The sequence below is a fragment of the Massilia sp. CT11-137 genome (assembly GCF_047302885.1).
Classification (GTDB): Bacteria; Pseudomonadota; Gammaproteobacteria; order Burkholderiales; family Burkholderiaceae_D; genus Telluria; species Telluria orientalis.
Genome location: NZ_JBKYMP010000001.1, coordinates 3,223,863 through 3,242,740, shown reverse-complemented (window position 1 = coordinate 3,242,740; position 18,878 = coordinate 3,223,863). Strand labels below are relative to the sequence as shown.

The window sequence follows — 18,878 nt, the reverse complement described above, 5'->3', positions numbered from 1 at the left end:
TCCAGTAGGTGTGAAACGTCGACAGGGTCGCTCATGCAAGGCTTCGCGCAAGCCAGCGATGACTCACGCAATGCCCTCATGCGCCTGCGGTCGACGTCGAGGTTTTAAAGTGTCGTTTCCAGCCAATCGAGCATTAACTGCGCGATCAAATCGCTGTTTAGTTCGGACATCATCATGTGCCCGTTTCCCCGGATCCCATGGGCAGGCAGATCGAAGTGGGTGAAGCTGGGGTTACGCTTGCGAAGAAATTCGGCGGCGCTGAAATTTGTCGCGCGCATCCATGTCGCCTCCCCGGTCAACATCGCAATCGGAGGACCGTAAGGATCGTAAGCACCGCCAAAATCCGCCGCGCAAAGGCCGTTCTCGAACCGTCCCAACGAATGCTCCATGCCGGGGGCGCCAAGCGGCTCGACAGCAATGATGCCTCGCACACGCGGCCCGCCGCACGCGCTCAGGGCCCAACCACATGGTCCGCCTGCCGAGTGAGTCAAAAGAACCGTATCCCCCGTCAATTCGAACAGCGCTGGCGCAATGTCCTCGACATGTCTCTGACTCGACACCAGGCGCGTCGCCATCGGTCCCTGGCTGGCCATGAAGCGGTCGTCATTGCCGGCCGGCGTTGCCGGCCACTGCGAATGCAAAACGGCCTCGGGCCACAGATGGCACCGTGCCACGTCGACAAAACGTGGGATCAGCGTTTCGTAATCAGGTGCCGGCGTGGCCGGCCCGAGAACGGCGCTGTCCCAGTTGCTTCGACCATGACCAGGGCGATCCAGCACATAGACCGGATAGCCCGCCTTCAGAAATGCGTGTACCCATCCGGGACGGTTGTCCGGTGTACGTAGAAATTCCGACCCCTGTCCTCCCCCACCATGCACGAACGTGACCGATACGTCCTTTCGCCGGCTGGGCAAGAACCATTCGACGTAGGCCGACGTGCCTGGCAGGGTACATCCTTCGCTGTTATGCCGCGGCGTGGTCAGAAAACATCCGCCGAAATCGGCAATTTCATAAGTTCCCATGGTTTAATCGAAGGCAATAAATATGTATTCACCGAACAGCAGACGTTCACGCTTTTCGTACCGATCATGGGCAACCGCACGTGTCACGCGAACCCATTTGACGCGCCGTTGCCCCAGCAGCAAGTGGCAGTGCCGTGCATTTTCGGAAAGGCATGACACACCCCGTTGCGCTATCTCCAGCTCCTGCTTCCCCAATTGTTCGACGTTGCCGGTCATCGCCGCCACGGCGTACCATCACTCTCGCGTCAGCGCGGAATGGCTGACTGTGCCGCAGTTGCCACGCCTCCTGCGTATCGTGGTCGTCGTTCCGTCCGATACGCGGAACAAATGTCGACTTGAACCGGTTGCGCGTCACACCACCATTTCGCGCGAAGCCAACCCATCGTAGGTTTCCAGGCAAAAAAACCAAAGGTGTTTTCAGGCCAAACACGGCGCCGCCGCGACCGTCATCGCGACGGGCGCACTCTCTTGAGGAAAATCGTAGAAGGCGCGATAACCGCGTCAAGGACATGACGTCGAACTGGCGCTGAATGCAGAATCAGGATGACCGCGAACGCTGTCAGATGGATGTGGTGCAGCCCCCTCAAGGCTATGATCGCGGCAATACCAGGTGTCAGGATCGGTAAGTTTTGTGAAAACAAGGGCGGTTTTATCGCCGAGAATGCAGGCTGCTAGTCTAGGGCTGATTGCGCGCGGTCCTGGTCCAAAGTCTTGCCCTGCTCGACGCTCAGTTGCCACGGCAACGCTACATTGTTCTTCACGGCAGTCAACTCGGCAAGAATCGAAATAGCGATTTCGTAAGGCGTCTTGCTACCAATGTATAAGCCAATCGGGGCGTGCAAGTTGGCAATCTGCTCTTCGCTCAGATCAAAGCACCGTAAGCGTTCGCGCCGCCTAGCGTTGTTAGCGCGGGAACCGATCGCCCCTACGTAGAATGCTTCTGTTCGCAATGCTTCCATCAGCGCCAGGTCATCCAATTTGGGGTCGTGCGTCAAAGCTACAACCGCAGCGCGTCGATCCAGATTCATTTCCAGCACGACGTCATCTGGCATAGCATGCACGAGCTCGACGCCTTCTAAAGTCCAACCGGCATGATATTCGTCACGTGGATCGCACACCGTCACCTGATATTCGAGACCAACCGCAATTTGTGCAAGAAATTGGGATAACTGGCCGGCGCCGATGATGAGCAAACGCAAATGCGGTCCGTGGACGGTAAGTAGTTTCCCATCAGCCATGCACAGCCGCTCATCAGCGCTGCCTTTGGCCAACTCCACCGTTCCCGTCACCAGATCGAGAATACGTTTCGTCAGGGTGCGCTCGCTTACCAAACCGGTCAATTCGTGTATGCGACTGTGATCTGCGAGCGGTTCGACCACAAGTTGAATCGTTCCGCCGCAAGGCAAACCGAACCTGTGCGCCTCGTCAGCCGAAATTCCATAGGTGAGGACTTCCGGTGTCATTCGTGCAATGCCGCGTTCGCGCACTGCTGCTACGAGATCGTCTTCAATACATCCTCCGGAAACAGAGCCGACTACGGTGCCATCCGCCCGGATCGCCATTGTCGCCCCAACTGGTCGGGGACTGGAACCCCATGTTTGCACTACAGTTATATATTCACAACGCCATCCGTGACACAGCCACTTGGAGCAAGCATTGAGCACTTCAAGGTCGATAGAGTCCATGTCAATTCTGATGACGATGTCTGGCAAAGGCTTTCTCAGTATCCCAGGGACGTTGCATGCCTGATAGACAAGCGACATCTCTCATCGATATAATTGTGGCATTCTGAATTGGCTAACTTACTGGCCCTTGTTCGGAAGATACTTGAACGGCCGAGACCAGAGTGTCGATGTTATCGAGGTTGCTCGGCTCGGATGCACTTACACGCCCACAACTTATCGCAGGTAATTCAGTACCTCGCAAAGAATCCGCCTTTGGCAATACGAATTTGCTCACTAGTCGGTTCAGCGCGTCCGCTCGCGCGAGGAGAGCTTGCGCCGCGTTCTCCGCGTCCTCGGCATACGATGCATTTCGGTTCGTACTCAGTGCGATACCCTCCAGAGCCTGATTTACCTGGACGATGTCCTGTTCCTGTTTTTGATTGGCGCGCTTAACTTCCTGTACGATATCTTCTACTTGCTGAATGCTTACGATGAGATCCGTAATTGTGACACCGGCTTGATCTACCAGCGTTCCACCCGTCGCGACCTTGCTTACGCTGTTGTCGATCAAGACCTTGATTTCGGTGGCAGAGTCTGCCACGCGCTGCGCGAGCGCACGAACCTCTGCCGCCACTACAGCAAATCCGCGTCCGCTCTCACCCGCCCGCGCGGCCTCGACGGCTGCGTTCAGTGCCAGAATATTCGTTTGAAATGCGATACTGTTAATTACCCCGATAATGTCACCAACTTTGTTTGCAGATGCACTAATAGCATTCATTGTTTCGACGACATCCTTGACCGCAGTACCACCGATACCGGCAAAGGAAGCGGCTGAAATTACCAGTTCGCTCGCCCTGGCCGCGCTCGACGCATTTGATGACACCGCCTGCGTCAGTTGATTCATCAGTAACCACGTTTCCTTGAGCGACTGGGCCTGTTCTTCGGTTCTTACCGCCAACGTATGATTGCCATCGACCATTCCAACAGACGCAGACCTCATGGCGTCGGCCTCGCCGCGCACCTCGCCGACCAAACGCTGCAGGTTATCGTTCATGGTCAGCAGGGCCGTCATGAGTTCGCCAGTCTCGTCTCGGCGCTGCACGACAATCTTCGAACTCAAATCGCCTGCCGCGACATTACGTGCAACCTGAACCGCTTCGCGCAGCGGTCGAGTAATTCCGCGTGTCGTAAAGTAACCTGTCGCGGCCGAGGCCAGCGCGGCGACGCAAGCACTTAATACGATCCAGACGCGCGCTTGGTGATACACATTCACGGCATCCGTAGTCGCCAATTTGGTAGCGGCTTCTTGACGTTCAATCAACGCCTCGATCGAGTGCAACCACCGTTCCTGCGCCGGTTGTGCTTCGTTGATCAACACAGCGATGACTTCGTCCAGGCGCTTTTCGTCCGCGTATTGGGCCGCCTTTTCGATGATAGGCCGAGCCCTCGCCTCGTCATCGTCGATCACTCGTGCAAGGTCAGCAACCCCTGCTTTGGCAAGGTGCTTCTTCAGCACCCCAACATTTTTGGCATATCGTTTTTGCGCGTCATGGAGTCTGTTGACACCCGACGACAGCTGCTCATCACTACTGTCGAGTGCCATGTTTCGTGTCACGATAGCCATGTACATGACAGCTTGCCGCATCTCACCGAGCAATTTAATTTGGGCATAGTCCTCATCGACGATCTCTTCGATATGCCGCTCGAGTCGCTCTACTCGACTGATTGCGAAGACGGCCATCGCCATGATCATCAGCGTAACCAAGGAAAAACCAAGCCATAGACGTGTCCCAATGCGTAAATCTGCTATTCGCATTTCGTTCTCCCGACTGCATCTAGTCGTTATTAATGAGGTTAGTCGCTCCGGCCTCGGCACCGCCTACTTAGTGAGCCGGGTTATTGAACTGGTATGTGCTATACAGTCCCTGCGGCCGGACGAATGGTTTATAGCCAGCGGTGCTCGAAGTTTAAGGGGTGGCATTTTCTGAAAGCATGATGGTGCTAATCTTAGACTTTCACTGCCGTGCGAATCGGCCGCGGTCAAGTTCCAACACTAAGATAGCCGTAATAGCTTTCAATGTTTCACTGATCGCGTTGCTGACACGTGTATATTTTCAAGTATTAGCTTGCGAATAAAAATGTTTGATCGCACCACGATACGAAAAATCTACACTTTCTTTTTCGGTCAGGCCATCAGTGTTTGGATCGGGTCTGCCGTACACGTGTTTTCTAGCGGAGCAAGGGATTGATCAGCGGTAAATGTCAGAAAACTGTTACCCGCAAACGGGCAGCCAGACATAGCAAGTTCTGACGGCCCGCCTATCATTAAGTCCATCCTATACGTTTATCAGCTCGACGACCGCCCAAACATTTCTCGTACTTGACGGCCTGCGCGCAACCCACTCTCGACGGCTCCGTCAATGTATTCGTTGAGGCCACCAGCAGTCGATGCACCTGCAAGGAATACACGCCCATCCGGCACGGCCATTTCCTGAGCAAGACTCATCTGCCCGACGCGGTACGATCCCCACCCTTGTTTGGCATAGGGGTCGTTCGGCCAGTCATATCCGGACAAGCCAGTTAGCTTGGCTTTCGGGAAAAGGCGTTGGACCTGCTTTTCTACCTCATCGGCATCATTGATGTCGATAAGTTTGCGGCGGCCAGGGGTCAACGATAGAATCGTCCCGATCTCGTCGTTGTTGGCGATTGTCTGCACCACCGTGAGCGGATTAGGGTCGTCGCAGAAGGCAAACGTGTTGCCGTGATTTTTTTCGAGCTGTACAAAGACCTTGGCGCCATCTCCCATTTCTCCTTGGTCAATGTACTTACGTTTTGCCGCCGCCAGCTCAGGAATGAATTGGATACGTTTGTATGTATTAGTCGGCACCGTGACCACGACTGCGCGTGCCGTAACTTTGCGTCCGTCTTCGGTCGTGACGATCACATGATCGCGTTCTTGACGAACCTGGTTGACTGCGGATGAAAACCTTACCTCAGCCTTGCTGTGCTTGATCATCGACTTCAAGAGACCGAGAGTTCCGCCCTTGCCAATACGGTAGCGGCGATCCGCGTCGTTGAATGTGTAATAATCCCAACTCATACAAGAGAAGCATTTAACGAAAGCCATATAGCTATACTCTTTGGTGGAACCCGCACCGTAAAGCGTCATCTCTGCGTTCAACATGGCCGTCTGAATTTCATTCAGGCCAAGTGTCGCTATGTGCTCGGCTGCGGAGATGTTTTCAAGCTCTCGCACTTTCGGATTGGCCATCGGTTCATATGGTCGCGGAAACAACTCCCTCGCGCCTGCGCAAAACTTGTCCATGCCACTTCGGTCATAGGCCGCAAGTTCTTCAGTCGTGACCTGCTTAACTCTCCCATCCGACAGCATCACGAGCGCACGATCGACATTTGCGATCTGTTCTTCTTCGACGCCATGACCATAGCGCTGGACCTCCGCCCAAATATGCGGTTCGGCCCAATGTACCCAAGCCCCCCCAAATTCAACGTCCTGTCCGGCAAATCGCCCGCTGTACGTGCGACCTCCGAGTCTAGTACTAGCCTCGAGCAAGATGACCTTATGGCCTTCGACGCCAAGCTCGCGCGCAGCGGTAACGCCGGCAAACCCGGCGCCAATCACGATTACATCCGCATCGAACCTATGCTTGCCACGCTGAGGGTCCTGCTGTGAATGTTTGGCATCGAGAACGCTCGTGGCTAGTGGACCGCTCCCGGCTGCACCCTGTGGCTGCTTTGCACCAAGAACGCTTGTGGCTGGAAGTGCCGCCGCGGCTCCGAGAAACAAGCGGCGACCTTTAAATCCGGGTTTTAATGTATCTTTAGTCATTCTTTGTTCTCCGCAAGCTGCTTGAGGTAGCTGATCACCGCTGCTCTGTCATCAGGCTTTTTTAGTCCAGCAAAAGCCATGCTTGTTCCAGGATGTGCTTCCGACGGTGCTGTCAAGAAGGCATCCAATGCCGCTGGCGTCCAGTTACCTCTCGCCTTCTGTAACGCTGCGCTGTAGTGAAAACCTGCCGCTTTACCGATCGGGCGATTGAGAACAGATCGCAGGTTAGGGCCGACAGTAAAACTGCCCTTGGGATCAATGGAATGACATGCTGCACACGTCATGAAGATCTTCCGGCCCCGCTCTACGCCACACGCGTCCGGCGACGCGCACTCTACAGCACTCGCTAGCGAAGCCGTGAGCATCAGCGATGTCCAGAAACCAAACTTGAAAACACGCATTTTTATAAACCTCTCAATCTTTCAACAGTTAGGCACATTTTTCGGGCGATTGGTGTCGTCCATCGGGCGTGGCCTGCCCGCCGAGTATCGCGTTGGCGATTTCGATTCGCGCCAAGTCAGCGCTCCGGCTCCCGCCACCACGGAACACTCTTCGCATCTGAATCCGCATACATTGAACATACGTTTCCATAGACGAATACACGTATCCTAGCGGCGACGACGAGTGCACTGGAGGTGAAAGGCGGCCAAACAGAAGATCAAAAGCGTACCTTGGGACAGCGAGCTTCGTCGCTTAGCTTCCAGGAATTCGCACTTGCACATTCTTCGCAACCCTAGCGGGATCGATGCACGCGCGCATTTGCGCGGATGTAAATCTCTCGGTGTTCAGATGAACGTCTGCGTGCCGCGGCTTTGCCCGAATACTCATCGCGTTCCACGATATTGGCGAACACAAGCGGCAAACGAAGCACGACGCTGCGCATCCGCTTGTTCCAACTGATGTAGTTTAGAGCTAAGGAGGAAAATGCCCGATAGATGATTTGACGTTCTAATCGGACATTGCCGGCGAAAACCGTCCAGCCCCCCTGAAACCGGGATCCAAAAGCGAGGAAAGTTTCACGCGCAGCACGTTATTACCACATCAAAGTTGGCTTCGCACAATCCCTTCCTGCCCCAAAAACTCCGACCACAAGCCAACTTACTTTCGAACGTAGGCCTGAACCAACCAGATATCCATTAAACGTCTATCCAGAAATTCTGCGGCCAGTTGAAAGAAAATTAGAATGCCTTACACTCAATGGAAATTGATGCTAATTGAAAACTTGAAGACCATGCGACCCAACTAAAAGCTGTCGGCCGTTTTTTAGGCTGACTGCAGAAGTATATGCTTGCCGATCCTTATCCTGTCTCATTTTAAACGTCGACCCACCGTCCTCACTAGTGATGACAATTCCATCAAGCGCTGTACCGATGACAACATGGTTAGGCAGCTGCACTAAGCTTGTAATCGAGCTCGTAGTGCCAGAATCGATGCGGCTCCACGTAGCACCTTTATCGAGACTACGATAAACGCTCCCGCGCAGACCACCAACGAGAATTGTACCGTTTGCCAATACCGTTCCACACCATAAACTACCAGAATATCCGCTTGCAATTGGATCCCAGGTAGTGCCGTTATCGTTCGATCGGTAGATCAGTCCACGTTCCGCAGTAATGAATAATGGCTCACCCGAGGCTGAAAAAATACTGAACAAATTCCGGTCGGCGCGCTTTGCACCTTCCGGCACCGGAAGGTGCACCGTATTCCATGTCGCGCCGCCGTCATTGGTTTTCAGCATCAGGGACCACAACCCAACGGCGAACCCGTCATTTGAATTTAAGAAGCGGACAGAGAACAACGGCTGGTCAACTTGAGTATCGCTGCGCAGAGACGTCCAGTTATTGCCCCCGTCCGTGGTCTTGAGTATCGTTCCCCAATGGCCAACCGCCCATCCATTGTTCGCATCAACGAAATATACATCGGTAAGCTCTGCAGACGTCGGAACCGAGTGGGCTTGATGCCATGTTTTCCCACTGTCGTCCGATAGTGCAACGGTCCCATGTTCACCAACGGCAACAATTCTTCTCCCGGCTTGAGCCGCGGCGAGATACTCGGTATTCAATAAATTCCGCGATTGATTTGCCGGGTGCACGACGACTGCGCTAGGCGCAGCCGCCTGTGCATTCGCCAAAACTGACGCAGTCAAAAGTAAGATTGACGACATTGCTGCCTGAAACGATTTCATATCCGAGACTTTCAAGAATCAATGAGACAAGATCGAAGGGGAATAAGCCGCCGATTTACGCGGAAAGACTCGTTCCAAAACTACGGCCAAAGCAGGTAAAGCGGTAAAAGCCATCAGAAGATTTACAAGAAACATGAAAGCGAGAAGTTTTCCCATATCAGCTTGAAATTTCAGGTCAGAAAAAACCCAGGTACCGACTCCGAGCGCGAGCGTCAAGGCTGTAAAGATGGTTGCAATACCTTCGAATTCCAAAGCCCTCGACATCGCGACGCGCATGGAATCACCATCGGCCAAATGCATCTGAAGACGATTATAGATATATAGAGCGTAGTCGACGCCAATGCCTACTGCCAAAACCATTACCGGAAGGGTTGCGACGGTAAGTCCAATTTCAAACTTTTTCATAAACCAGTAACCGATGAAAGTGCCAACGGTCAGCGGAAAACAGCAGGCAAGTGCAGCTCGAAAATCGCGATACACAATGAGAACAAGAAGAATAATGGCAGCATAGACATATAACATCATGGGCAATTCGCTATGTTCGAGTTCCTGGTTAGTCGCCGCCAAGACACCGGCGTTACCGGCGGCCAAACGAAGGCGAACGCCCGAAGGTGCCGCTCTGTTCGCCATAAACTGGTGCACCGCGTCTAGGACGCGATCGATGGTTACAGCCTTATGATCCGAAAGATACAGATGCACGGCAGTCATAGAACAGTCTTTACTGTTATATCCTCTACCTCGGCCGATTTCGGTCGCCATTGCCGAATAGTTCGACGAATCAATCGGAACCACATGCATTTTTGGGTAGCCCTCGTTGTAGCCCTGATTATAGGTACGCAACTGTCCGGCAAACGAATCGACTGCAACAATACCTGGAACGCTTCGCATGGCGGCACCGAACTCATCGGCATACAGACCGACATTAACGTTTTCACATGAATCAGGCGGAGCTGCTACGACGACCGTAAGCCAGTCGAGGCCCATATTGAAACTGGACGAGATGGCAACTGCATCCTGATTGAAACGGGCGTCCGAGCGGAGCTCCGGTGCTCCTGGCTCGACCGTGCCAATGACTCGGTCACGGCTTGACCACGCGGTCACCGCTAGTACTAAAACCGCTGCGCAAGTGATTACTACAGCATTACGCCATTCGGCGACTACCGCAATAGTGCGGATAATACGCGTTCGGGCCTCGCGCTTGCGCATGGCCTTCTTGGCATACTCGTCCGTAAAATTGCAGTATGACGCAGCCAGAGGGAGCATTACTAAATTCGTAAGTATCTTGTAACCAACGCCAAGCGACGCCGTAATTGCCAACTCCCGAATCATTGGAATCGGGATTAGCAAAAGTGTGATGAAAGAGATGAGGGCCGTCGTTAGGGCTAGAACGCCTGGAATAAGAAGACCAGTAAAACTTGCGCGTGCCGCCTGCATTGTCGTCTTTCCTTGGCCTAAGCCTCGCACGATGAAATTAATTTGTTGAACACCGTGCGAAACACCAATTGCAAAAACGAGGAAAGGCACAAGAACAGCCAGCGGGTCAAGTCCATATCCCATCAAATTCAGCGTACCGAACTGCCAAATGAGGGAGGTCAGCGAGCATGCGACTGGCAAAACGGTGAAACGCCACGAGTGACAGTACCAATACACGGCCCCTAAGGTCAGCAGAAGTGCCAAACCAAAGAAGCGGATCACGCTTTTACCACCCTCGGCAATATCGCCAATCTGTTTAGCGAAACCGATAATTTCAATTTCAAAATCTTTGTCTTCAAACTTTTGTCGAATACGAGACTCGATTAATTTGTTGTATGAAATGTAGTCAATCTTTCGACCGTCCGCACCGACTTCATTTAACTCAGCGGTTACCATGGCCGCGGTCTGATCGCGAGATACCAACATGCCAATGTATCCCGCCTGACTAGTCGAAGTCTGGATGCTATTTATAATCTTTGGCGTAAGCGCGTCGACGGTGATCGTGCCTGGGATAATTGGCTCGGCACGGAAACCGTCTTCAGTAATTTCGTTGACAAAACTATTTGGCGTCCACAACGATTTGACTCCAAGGCGGTCGACATTGGGCAGAAACGTAACCGCCTGCGTTACCTCATAAAGTCGGGTAAGAGCTTCCTTGGTCCAGATAGTGCCTTTGCGTGCCTTGACCACTACTGTCAGACGGTTGGCATTCGGAAGATCCTGCCTGTATTTCTGGAAGGTCGCAACATAATCGTGGCCGATAGGGATCTGCTTTTCGAATCCGGCCTCCATGTGAAGTCGACTCGCAAAAACGGCCATAATGGCGGTGAACACGAACAGTAAGGCAAGGGCCAGGCCGCGATAGCGGAAAAGAAACGCTTCCAGGCGTGTAATTAGTGGTTTCAAATTCATGATGTTGAATACTTCCAGTGGCGCCGTTGATGCGGCTACGTGTGTACTCGGAAACGCAGCGTAACAACGTTTCCGCGGCAATCAATTTGCAATGTTGGACTTGATCAGTGCGAGGTCGGCCCCGTCGGTCTATCAGATCCATCCGCGCAACTGGACCTCGACAAGCGTTTCATCGAAACTTCGTCGGACAATTTCTACGATTCGATCGATTTCGACGAGGGAAACTACCAGTGGTGGCGCAATAATCATTCGATCATTTACAATCGCGCGAATGATAAGACCATTTTTCCGGGCAAATTCGCGGCAAATTACGTTGATCTGCTTATCGGGTTCGAATAGTTCATTAGTTGATTTATCCCTGACAATCTGGATCGCCCACATCAAGCCGACGCCGTCCGTGTAGCCAATCAATGGATGATCGTGAAGCGATGCCAGCTTTTCTGCCAAATATGGGCCGGCGTCTTCACGTACATAATCGACGAGGCGCTCCTGTCTGAGCATTTTGACGTTAGCGACGCCGACTGCGCACGAGACTGGATGACCTGAATATGTATATCCGTGATTAAACATGCCGCCGCGTTCGACAACATCGGCAACCCGGTCGCTAACCATTACGCCACCTAACGGAACATAGCCACTGGTGACGCCCTTGGCAAATGTCATCAAATCGGGTTCAAATCCAAAAGTTTGGCATCCCCACCAGTTTCCGGTTCGACCGAAACCGCAAATCACCTCATCACTAACGAGCAGGATGTCGTACTTGCGACAGATACGTTGAATCTCAGGCCAGTAGGTAGAGGGCGGTACAATTACCCCTCCTGCCCCCTGTACAGGTTCCGCAATAAAAGCGGCAACATTTTCGGGACCAACTTCGATAATTTTTTCTTCTAACCAAGAAGCAGCTTTCAAGCCGAACTGTTCCCGCGTCATGCCGCTTCCGAGCGCTTCGTAATGCGGCTGCTCGATATGAACGATACCAGGTATTGGCAAATCGCCCTGTGCGTGCATCCACGGCATACCGCTCAAAGAAGCGCCGCCAATGGTCGAACCGTGATAAGCAAAGTTTCGCGCAATTAAAGTCTTTCGCAGTGGCCTCCCCATTAGACCCCAATAATGCCTTACCAAGCGGATGACGGTGTCGTTTCCTTCAGAACCAGAATTTGCGTAGTATACCCGCTTTAATTGTGGCGGACTCACTTCGGCCAGCAGCTCAGCCAGTTCAATCGATGAAGGCACCGCTGTATGAAAGAATGCGTTGTAGTACGCAAGCGACTTCATTTGTTCATATGCTGCCTTAATCAATTCGGGCTGGCCATATCCAACGTTGACACACCATAAACCTGCCATGCCGTCGAGCAGGAGGTTGTCCTCGCTGTCGCGAACCCACACGCCATCGCCACTGGTAATAATACGGACACCGTCCTTATGCAGTGACGCTGCATCGGTGAATGGATGAATAAAATGTGCCTTGTCAGCGGCTTGCCAAGATGCCGTATTGCGTTCTGTTGACTGCATAGTTTTTTCCGTAACAATAAAGGGATTGAGGGAATAGAGCCTACAATTATTCCGATAGGAACAATGATGCGATCCAGTCTCCCCCGGCGGTGACAGAAGGCCATTGCAAATCCAACCGCGCATGGCGGATGGTACACATCACCACAGAATCATTAACGTCGTTGAGTTATCGACCAACCGACTATTTATGCATAATTAAACATGAAGCGTAACTGAAGTGAGCGCACTACTTATAAAAAAAGACATGCGAGGGCCGCCGTCGACATGTCTAAAAGGGAACAGAAGCTATATTCAAACTATCGCATCCGAAGACGTGATGAGTAAAATGGATCTTATTAGCTTGCAGCTTGCGGGATACGGCGCCATTTTTCTAAGTTGCATTGCTTACTCTGAACAATAAAAGAACAGATGTGAAATTCTTTCTTTGATAATAATAATAAGTCCGCCGGCGGCGTGACGAAAGGTGGGAAGTGGCCATTACGTAGTTGGAAACATACCTACAAATTGTGTGATATACGGTCGTGACGTTGATGAATGTAGCTGCGCACGGTGGCCGTTCACATGAGCTGTTGGGGAGCCGTACCGCATACTATGAAAGCGGAGATTGTCAGTCTTTCTGTGTGGATCAGTGGACTATTACGCCACTTCGCTCCTCAGGTACTAAGCGCTCGTCGGATGTGCCTCATCAAATGCGGTATAGCGGCCGCTACCACGGTGCCTTTGGAATGCGGCATGTGGTATTCGCAAATCCTCTCGATCTGGCGATGCGAGGCGTTGCCGCATGACAATGGGTGGACATCAGTAGTATTTAGGGCGACGGCATCGAGCGCCTTGTCGAGCGTTTCATGCTGGTTGCCTACGATATCCCGTGCGACTGCCTAGGTGCGAATTATCCCCATACAAACCGGCTGACGCCACTCGACAGTGTTGCTCACGGTGCGGGCACGCCAACATCGAAATCGATACCTGTGCTGATTTCGCTGTCCAACACAGAGTAAAAACATGTCGACAGTGGCGATATCCATGAAGACATTGCTCACTTGTCGTAAAGCGGCCCTTCCACACATGTACACGGTTGCAAGTACTGTCGCGTCAGAGATCCGGAAGGGTCGCAATTTTAGTCAAGGCTTCTCGAAGCGATCCTCCGCGCTGCCTAAGACGCATACGAACCAGATATCGAGTACAAGCTGGCGGTAGACCTTATCGTCAAGCGACCTGCATTAAGGGAGGTTTTTGCACTACAACGCAGTGAGCCACTGGTCTAAGCCATCTGCCGCTCGAAATTCCTGTCACATACCTGTGTGCTTTGCTGCGAGCGCACACGCGAACGAAAGCCTTGGGGCGATTCGCCCGTCCAGCGTTTCACAGCCTGGCGCAGGTTAGCCGCATCGCTATAGCCGACCTGCTCAGCTATGCGATCCAAGGACCAAGTGGTTTCGGTCAAGTAGCGACGAACCTGGTTGCCACGCACTTCAGCCACGAGCGTACTAAAGCGTGTGTTCAGCTCGAGCAGGCGACGCCTCAGCGTTCGCGGAGAGAGCAAAAGTTCAGCAGCTATCTCGCCTAGAGTTACTTGTTGGTTCGTTCGCTCTTCAAGCAGTTGCCGGACGGAGGCCAGCAGTCGCTCATCGGCCATTCCTGTCTGAGTTTTCCATCTTGTACTGAGGACACTGGTATATGGGAGTGTATTCACGGTTGTCTCCTGTATCTCACGCTATGCAAGTCAGTCATCTGACTTGCTGTTTTACGATCGCGGGGCTGTTGTATGGGTGGTGTGCGCCCGTCTTCACACAACATTAGGCCGTTTTCGCCCTAAAATCCAGCGCTTTTTTCCCAAAATGCCTGAAAAAATTACCCTATATGCAACTTCTGTCGCAAAAATACCATACAGACGTATTGGAAATCGCAAGTCATATGACTGGCTGGCCGAATCGATCGATGACTTACAGGCGAAAAGTGCATGTGTACAAGCTTTTCGCGGGAACAATGGGGGAAGCGAAGACAGGAATGCGGAAAGCTAAGTCTTGCCACGTCCACAAAATTTCGGAAATTGATCTATGAGGCCCCTCGATCGATGAAGCGCTCCAATTGTCGAGAAGGTACCGCACGACGTCCTTGAGCAAGGGCTGTCATGTGGCCTGCACCGCATCGAGCGTTTGATGCGGAAACAGGCGTTATGCGCTTGTCCTCGACGCCGAGGCTTACCCAGGGATCGCGGAGCACGTAGCACTTTGACGGAGAACGTGCTCGATCGACAGTTCCATGCCGAGGCGCCCAACCAGAAATGGGTGGCCGACTTCGCCTATATCTGGACTGCCGAAGGATGGCTATACGTCGCCGCTGTGTTGGACGTGTATTCGCGCCGTATCGTTGGCTGGTCGATGCAAGATAGCATGACATCACAGCTGGTTGTCGATGCGCTGATGATGGGGTAATCCCCCCGTTTTTAGAGCGAGCTAGAAGTAGAGGTTAAGCGGCGAGGGCAAGTTTCTGTTTTGGTGTGATGCCGCCGAGTGCCATGTTGGGCCGGTCGTGATTGTAGGTCCACAGCCAGCGAGTGGCAAATTCCTGGATCTCGTCGAGCGTTTCAAAAAGATGGTGCGCCAGCCAATCGTAGCGCACGGTCCTGTTGTAACGCTCGACGTAAGCGTTTTGCTGAGGCTGTCCTGGCTGAATGAAATCGATGCGGATTCCGCGTCTGGCGGCCCAGGCCAACGTCACGGCGCTGATGTACTCTGGGCCATTGTCGCAGCGGATCGCGTTCGGTTTGCCACGCCAGTCGATAATCCGGTCCAGCGATCTGATGACACGTTCGGACGGCAGCGAGAAATCGACCTCGATGCCCAAGCCTTCCCGATTGAAATCATCGATGACGTTGAACAGGCGGATGCTGCGTCCGTCGGCAAGTTGGTCATGCATGAAGTCCATCGACCAACTCTGGTTGATCGTGGTCGGCACGGCCAATGGCAGCGGCCTCTCGCGCACCAGGCGGTGGCGCGGCTTGATCCGTAGGTTCAGCTCGAGCTCCCGATAAATCCGGTAGACCCTTTTATGGTTCCATTTGAAGTCTTTGACGTTGCGTAGGTACAGGAAGCACAACCCGAAGCCCCAGTTGCGCTGGTTGTTTGTCAGCCGTACCAGCCAGTCAGCAATCACATTGTTTTCCGCGTCCAGCTTGGCCTTGTACCGGTAGCAGGTCTGGCTGATGCCAAATGCCCGGCATGCCAGGTTAATCGTGGCTGACCGCTGTGCCACGGCCCACTGCGCCATCTCTCGCCGCTGAGATGGCGCTACCACTTTTTTGTCAGCGCCTCGGCGACGATCTCGGCCTTGAGACGTTCCTCGGCGTACATCTTCTTCAGGCGCCGATTCTCGTCTTCCAGCTCCTTCATGCGTGCCATCAGCGACGCGTCCATGCCGCCGTACTTGGCGCGCCATTTATAGAACGTGGCGTTGCTGATGCCGTGCTCGCGGCACAGCTCCGGTACAGGGCTGCCGGCTTCGGCTTGCTTCAGGATGGCGATGATCTGGCTGTCGGTAAAGCGGGACGTCTTCATGTAGAGCTTTCTGTCTTAAGTAGAAAATTCTACTTCCAAACGCGCTCTTTTTGCGGGGGGATTACCCGGGTAAGGTACACCTTCATTGCTGAGTTTCAGGACCAATTCCCAGTGCGGCGGCTGTGCAAGCTGCTCGGCGTGCATCCCAGTGGTTTTTATGCCTGGCGTCTGAATCCAGAAAGCCACCGCGCCAAAGAAGACAAGCGGCTGCTGGTTCCCATCAAGGGGTCATGGCTGGAAAGCGGCAGCATGTACGGTTACCGCAAGGTCAGGATGACTTGCTTTCGACTTAGCTGTCGAGGATCAGTGGCGCCTAATAGCTTCCATTAAATACGGTGGTCACTACCTGTTTGATTGACTAGACGCTCACCGCACAGGTTTTGATTTTGCCGGTTCAGTGAGAGGCATGAAGCACTAGTTAATGATTTAAGGCCCCACTATGGGCCGCTAGATCTTACTTCGACATGCACTGAACATGAACACTCAGCCTCCAATGTATATCGGCGCCCAACGGACTTATTACCGACTTGCTCGATAAACGCTCGGCTCAGACTACGCTCGTCGTCCATGGGAAAAATTCCAAATGGGGTCGATATTTCTGGTTTGACATTCAATAGGTAGGCGTTCCCTCGTCCTCGGGCAAGTCGTAGCTCATTCCGGCACGATGGCCATCGCGCACGGCTTGTGCGATGAACGCGGGCGCGACGCAGTCGCCACTGCGGTCCAGCGACATCGGCCCGCCTTCTCCGATCCGCTCCTGTAGTTCCCGGTACAGCGTTTCATCCGCAGTCTGGCAAGTCACGAGTACCACGGCGTCCGCTTCGAGCGCGAACGAATGCTCGGTTAGGACTCGTTGCGCCTTCACGCTCCCCGGCTCAACGGCGGTGATAGCGGCTCCCGTCACAATTTCGACCCCAGCGGCCAGCAACGCCTTCACCACATGACCGAGCTCCAGGGTATTAAAGGTCCAGGGCGCTGGATCACTGGCGGTGGTGACGTAAGTCACCTGGTTGCCTTCCCGCGCCAGCTTCTCGGCCAACGCCGATGCCATGTAGTAATAGTCATCGTCGTATACCACGATCTTCCCGGTCACCGGCTTGCCAGCCATGATGTCGTCCGGCGTGAACACGTGTGCGGCCTGAGCGCCCGGGATTGGCTCGTCATGGCTGCGGCCGGTGCCATCGCGCCGCCAGCTCGAGCCGGTGGCGACAATGACGTGATCTGGCGCCATGCCCAGCACGTCGTCGGCGGATAAGCGGCTGGAAAGGTACATCTCCACATTGGGCATGCGCTGCAGTAGAGCAAGCCTGTGATCTACGACTCGGCCCCAGGTGGCAAGGCGGGGCAGGTTTCGTTCTCGCGCAATCCGGCCGCCCCAGCTTTCGCCTGCCTCTGCAATCGACACCTGATAACCGCGCTTGCCCAGCGTCAGTGCGGCCTGCAGACCGGCCGGCCCACCACCCACCACCAGTACGCTTCGCGTCGGGTGCGCTGCGGCGGGCACGCGTTCCGGATGCCATTGCAAGCGGGCCTCTTCGCCGGCCGTCGGGTTCTGCGTGCAGCGAATAGTGGTCTTGTTCATGACCTCCGCGGCGCACACGTTGCAACCGATGCACTCGCGAATATCGTCGTGTTGACCCGTATCGATTTTATTGGGCAGAAATGGATCCGCGATCGAAGGGCGCGCCGCACCGATGAAGTCAAGAATACCGCGCTTGATCTGGCTGACCATCGCATCGGGCGAGGTGAAGCGGCCGACGCCAACGACTGGCTTGCTTGTCACCTGCTTGACAAACGAAATGAATGGCTCCTGCTGTCCTTCCTCGAAGAAACGCGAACTGCCGCTGTCCCAAGCCCAATCGCTGACGTTCACGTCCCAGAGATCAGGTACCTCGGCCAATTCTTCGATCACGCGCCTGCCATCTTCACGCGTGTTGAGACTGCTTTGCCAACGACGTTCTTCCACCGCCAAACGTACCGCCACCGCGCAGCGGTCACCTACCGCATCCTTAACGTCGGACAGCACCTCGCGAAGTAGCCGAAGCCGGTTCTGGAACGAGCCCCCATAGTCATCGGTGCGCTTGTTCGTGCGGCTGACGAGAAAGTCCTGCAGCAGCGACAAGTCGTGGGCACAGTAGACGTAGACGATATCGAAATCAGCCTTCTTGGCCCGCAATGCGGCGTCGACATACCAACGCCGGAATTGCGCGATGTCACGCCTATCCATCTGCCGAGTGGATATCGGATTGTGATGAAGGCGCACCGGACCTGCGGTGGGCGACAGCGGGTAGCCACGATGCTCCCAGCAGGGGCCTGAACTGCCAACGTGTGCCAGCTCGACACCTGCCAGAGCGCCGAATTTATGGACCGCCTCCGCCATCGGAGCGACACGAGTGATGTCCGCGTCCGACCACAGGTGTGGCCCCTGAAACGGATCGTGTCCCGAGGTTGGATGAATCATCGTTTCCTCAACGCAGACGACGCCCCAGCCTCCTTCGGCGCGCGCCTGTCGAAACGCCACCATGTCCTGGTATCGGTGGGGCCCGATCCCCAAAGCGTGGGGGGTTTGGTAGAAGCGGTTCTTTGAGGTCACCGGGCCGATCCGAACCGGCTCAAAGAGGATGTCGTAGCGAGGGTCTCTTGAGTTCATGACCAAACTTTAGACACTGCCCCAGCGTCAGGCGAGGTGCCATGTGGCCAACG

Annotated in this window: 12 protein-coding genes and 1 pseudogene; 1 reads left to right on the top strand and 12 read right to left on the bottom strand. The window is 54.0% G+C overall.

Annotation, left to right across the window (positions count from 1 at the left end; genetic code table 11):
• Positions 1–104 precede the first annotated feature (104 nt).
• The 10 genes from ACEN98_RS14720 to ACEN98_RS14675 form a co-directional block, all read right to left on the bottom strand.
• Positions 105–1,022 (bottom strand): alpha/beta fold hydrolase, encoded by a 918-nt coding sequence (locus ACEN98_RS14720; protein WP_413385494.1) that lies wholly within the window; start codon positions 1,020–1,022, stop codon positions 105–107.
• Between the two features lie 3 nt (positions 1,023–1,025).
• Complete coding sequence (locus ACEN98_RS14715; protein ID WP_413385491.1) at positions 1,026–1,247, bottom strand: hypothetical protein; 222 nt, start codon at positions 1,245–1,247, stop codon at positions 1,026–1,028.
• Positions 1,248–1,693: 446 nt separating this feature from the next.
• Positions 1,694–2,707, bottom strand: coding sequence for an XdhC family protein (locus ACEN98_RS14710; RefSeq protein ID WP_413385529.1), 1,014 nt, complete (start codon positions 2,705–2,707; stop codon positions 1,694–1,696).
• Between the two features lie 112 nt (positions 2,708–2,819).
• Positions 2,820–4,502: a methyl-accepting chemotaxis protein gene (locus tag ACEN98_RS14705; protein ID WP_413385527.1), complete on the bottom strand. Its 1,683-nt coding sequence runs from the start codon at positions 4,500–4,502 to the stop codon at positions 2,820–2,822.
• Positions 4,503–5,033: 531 nt separating this feature from the next.
• Positions 5,034–6,533 carry an FAD-dependent oxidoreductase gene (locus ACEN98_RS14700; RefSeq protein WP_413385524.1) on the bottom strand — a complete coding sequence of 500 codons (1,500 nt, stop codon included), beginning with the start codon at positions 6,531–6,533 and terminating at the stop codon, positions 5,034–5,036.
• The gene (locus tag ACEN98_RS14695; RefSeq protein WP_413385993.1) at positions 6,530–6,898 is read right to left on the bottom strand and encodes a c-type cytochrome; all 369 of its coding nucleotides are present in this window, start codon (positions 6,896–6,898) and stop codon (positions 6,530–6,532) included. The genes ACEN98_RS14700 and ACEN98_RS14695 overlap by 4 nt, the downstream gene beginning before the upstream one ends.
• 845 nt (positions 6,899–7,743) lie before the next feature.
• Positions 7,744–8,718 (bottom strand): WD40/YVTN/BNR-like repeat-containing protein, encoded by a 975-nt coding sequence (locus ACEN98_RS14690; RefSeq protein ID WP_413385522.1) that lies wholly within the window; start codon positions 8,716–8,718, stop codon positions 7,744–7,746.
• An 18-nt stretch (positions 8,719–8,736) separates the two neighbouring features.
• Positions 8,737–11,103 carry an efflux RND transporter permease subunit gene (locus ACEN98_RS14685; protein WP_413385519.1) on the bottom strand — a complete coding sequence of 789 codons (2,367 nt, stop codon included), beginning with the start codon at positions 11,101–11,103 and terminating at the stop codon, positions 8,737–8,739.
• Between the two features lie 132 nt (positions 11,104–11,235).
• Positions 11,236–12,618 (bottom strand): aspartate aminotransferase family protein, encoded by a 1,383-nt coding sequence (locus ACEN98_RS14680; protein ID WP_413385517.1) that lies wholly within the window; start codon positions 12,616–12,618, stop codon positions 11,236–11,238.
• Between the two features lie 1,261 nt (positions 12,619–13,879).
• A complete protein-coding gene (locus tag ACEN98_RS14675; protein WP_413385515.1) occupies positions 13,880–14,311 on the bottom strand; it encodes a helix-turn-helix domain-containing protein in 432 nt (143 codons plus the stop codon).
• Between the two features lie 403 nt (positions 14,312–14,714).
• Between ACEN98_RS14675 and ACEN98_RS14670 the strand changes: the two are divergent.
• A pseudogene (locus ACEN98_RS14670) lies at positions 14,715–15,047 on the top strand (DDE-type integrase/transposase/recombinase); the annotation flags it as partial.
• Between the two features lie 40 nt (positions 15,048–15,087).
• Here the strand turns inward: ACEN98_RS14670 and ACEN98_RS14665 are convergent.
• Both ACEN98_RS14665 and ACEN98_RS14660 read right to left on the bottom strand, forming a co-directional pair.
• Positions 15,088–16,175, bottom strand: a protein-coding gene (locus ACEN98_RS14665; protein ID WP_413385469.1) for an IS3 family transposase whose coding sequence is annotated in 2 segments (ribosomal slippage) — positions 15,088–15,923 and positions 15,923–16,175 — 1,089 coding nt in all. Because the reading frame shifts where the segments join, the coding sequence is not laid out codon by codon here.
• 610 nt (positions 16,176–16,785) lie between these two features.
• Positions 16,786–18,825, bottom strand: coding sequence for an FAD-dependent oxidoreductase (locus ACEN98_RS14660; RefSeq protein ID WP_413385512.1), 2,040 nt, complete (start codon positions 18,823–18,825; stop codon positions 16,786–16,788).
• Between the last annotated feature and the right edge of the window lie 53 nt (positions 18,826–18,878).

Bases quoted from the DNA above. Each gene is read 5' to 3' on its own strand.
- ACEN98_RS14720 (WP_413385494.1), bottom strand. From the start codon at position 1,022: ATGGGAACTTATGAAATTGCCGATTTCGGCGGATGTTTTCTGACCACG.
- ACEN98_RS14710 (WP_413385529.1), bottom strand. From the start codon at position 2,707: ATGGACTCTATCGACCTTGAAGTGCTCAATGCTTGCTCCAAGTGGCTG.
- ACEN98_RS14705 (WP_413385527.1), bottom strand. From the start codon at position 4,502: ATGCGAATAGCAGATTTACGCATTGGGACACGTCTATGGCTTGGTTTT.
- ACEN98_RS14700 (WP_413385524.1), bottom strand. From the start codon at position 6,533: ATGACTAAAGATACATTAAAACCCGGATTTAAAGGTCGCCGCTTGTTT.
- ACEN98_RS14695 (WP_413385993.1), bottom strand. From the start codon at position 6,898: ATGCTCACGGCTTCGCTAGCGAGTGCTGTAGAGTGCGCGTCGCCGGAC.
- ACEN98_RS14690 (WP_413385522.1), bottom strand. From the start codon at position 8,718: ATGAAATCGTTTCAGGCAGCAATGTCGTCAATCTTACTTTTGACTGCG.
- ACEN98_RS14685 (WP_413385519.1), bottom strand. From the start codon at position 11,103: ATGAATTTGAAACCACTAATTACACGCCTGGAAGCGTTTCTTTTCCGC.
- ACEN98_RS14680 (WP_413385517.1), bottom strand. From the start codon at position 12,618: ATGCAGTCAACAGAACGCAATACGGCATCTTGGCAAGCCGCTGACAAG.
- ACEN98_RS14660 (WP_413385512.1), bottom strand. From the start codon at position 18,825: ATGAACTCAAGAGACCCTCGCTACGACATCCTCTTTGAGCCGGTTCGG.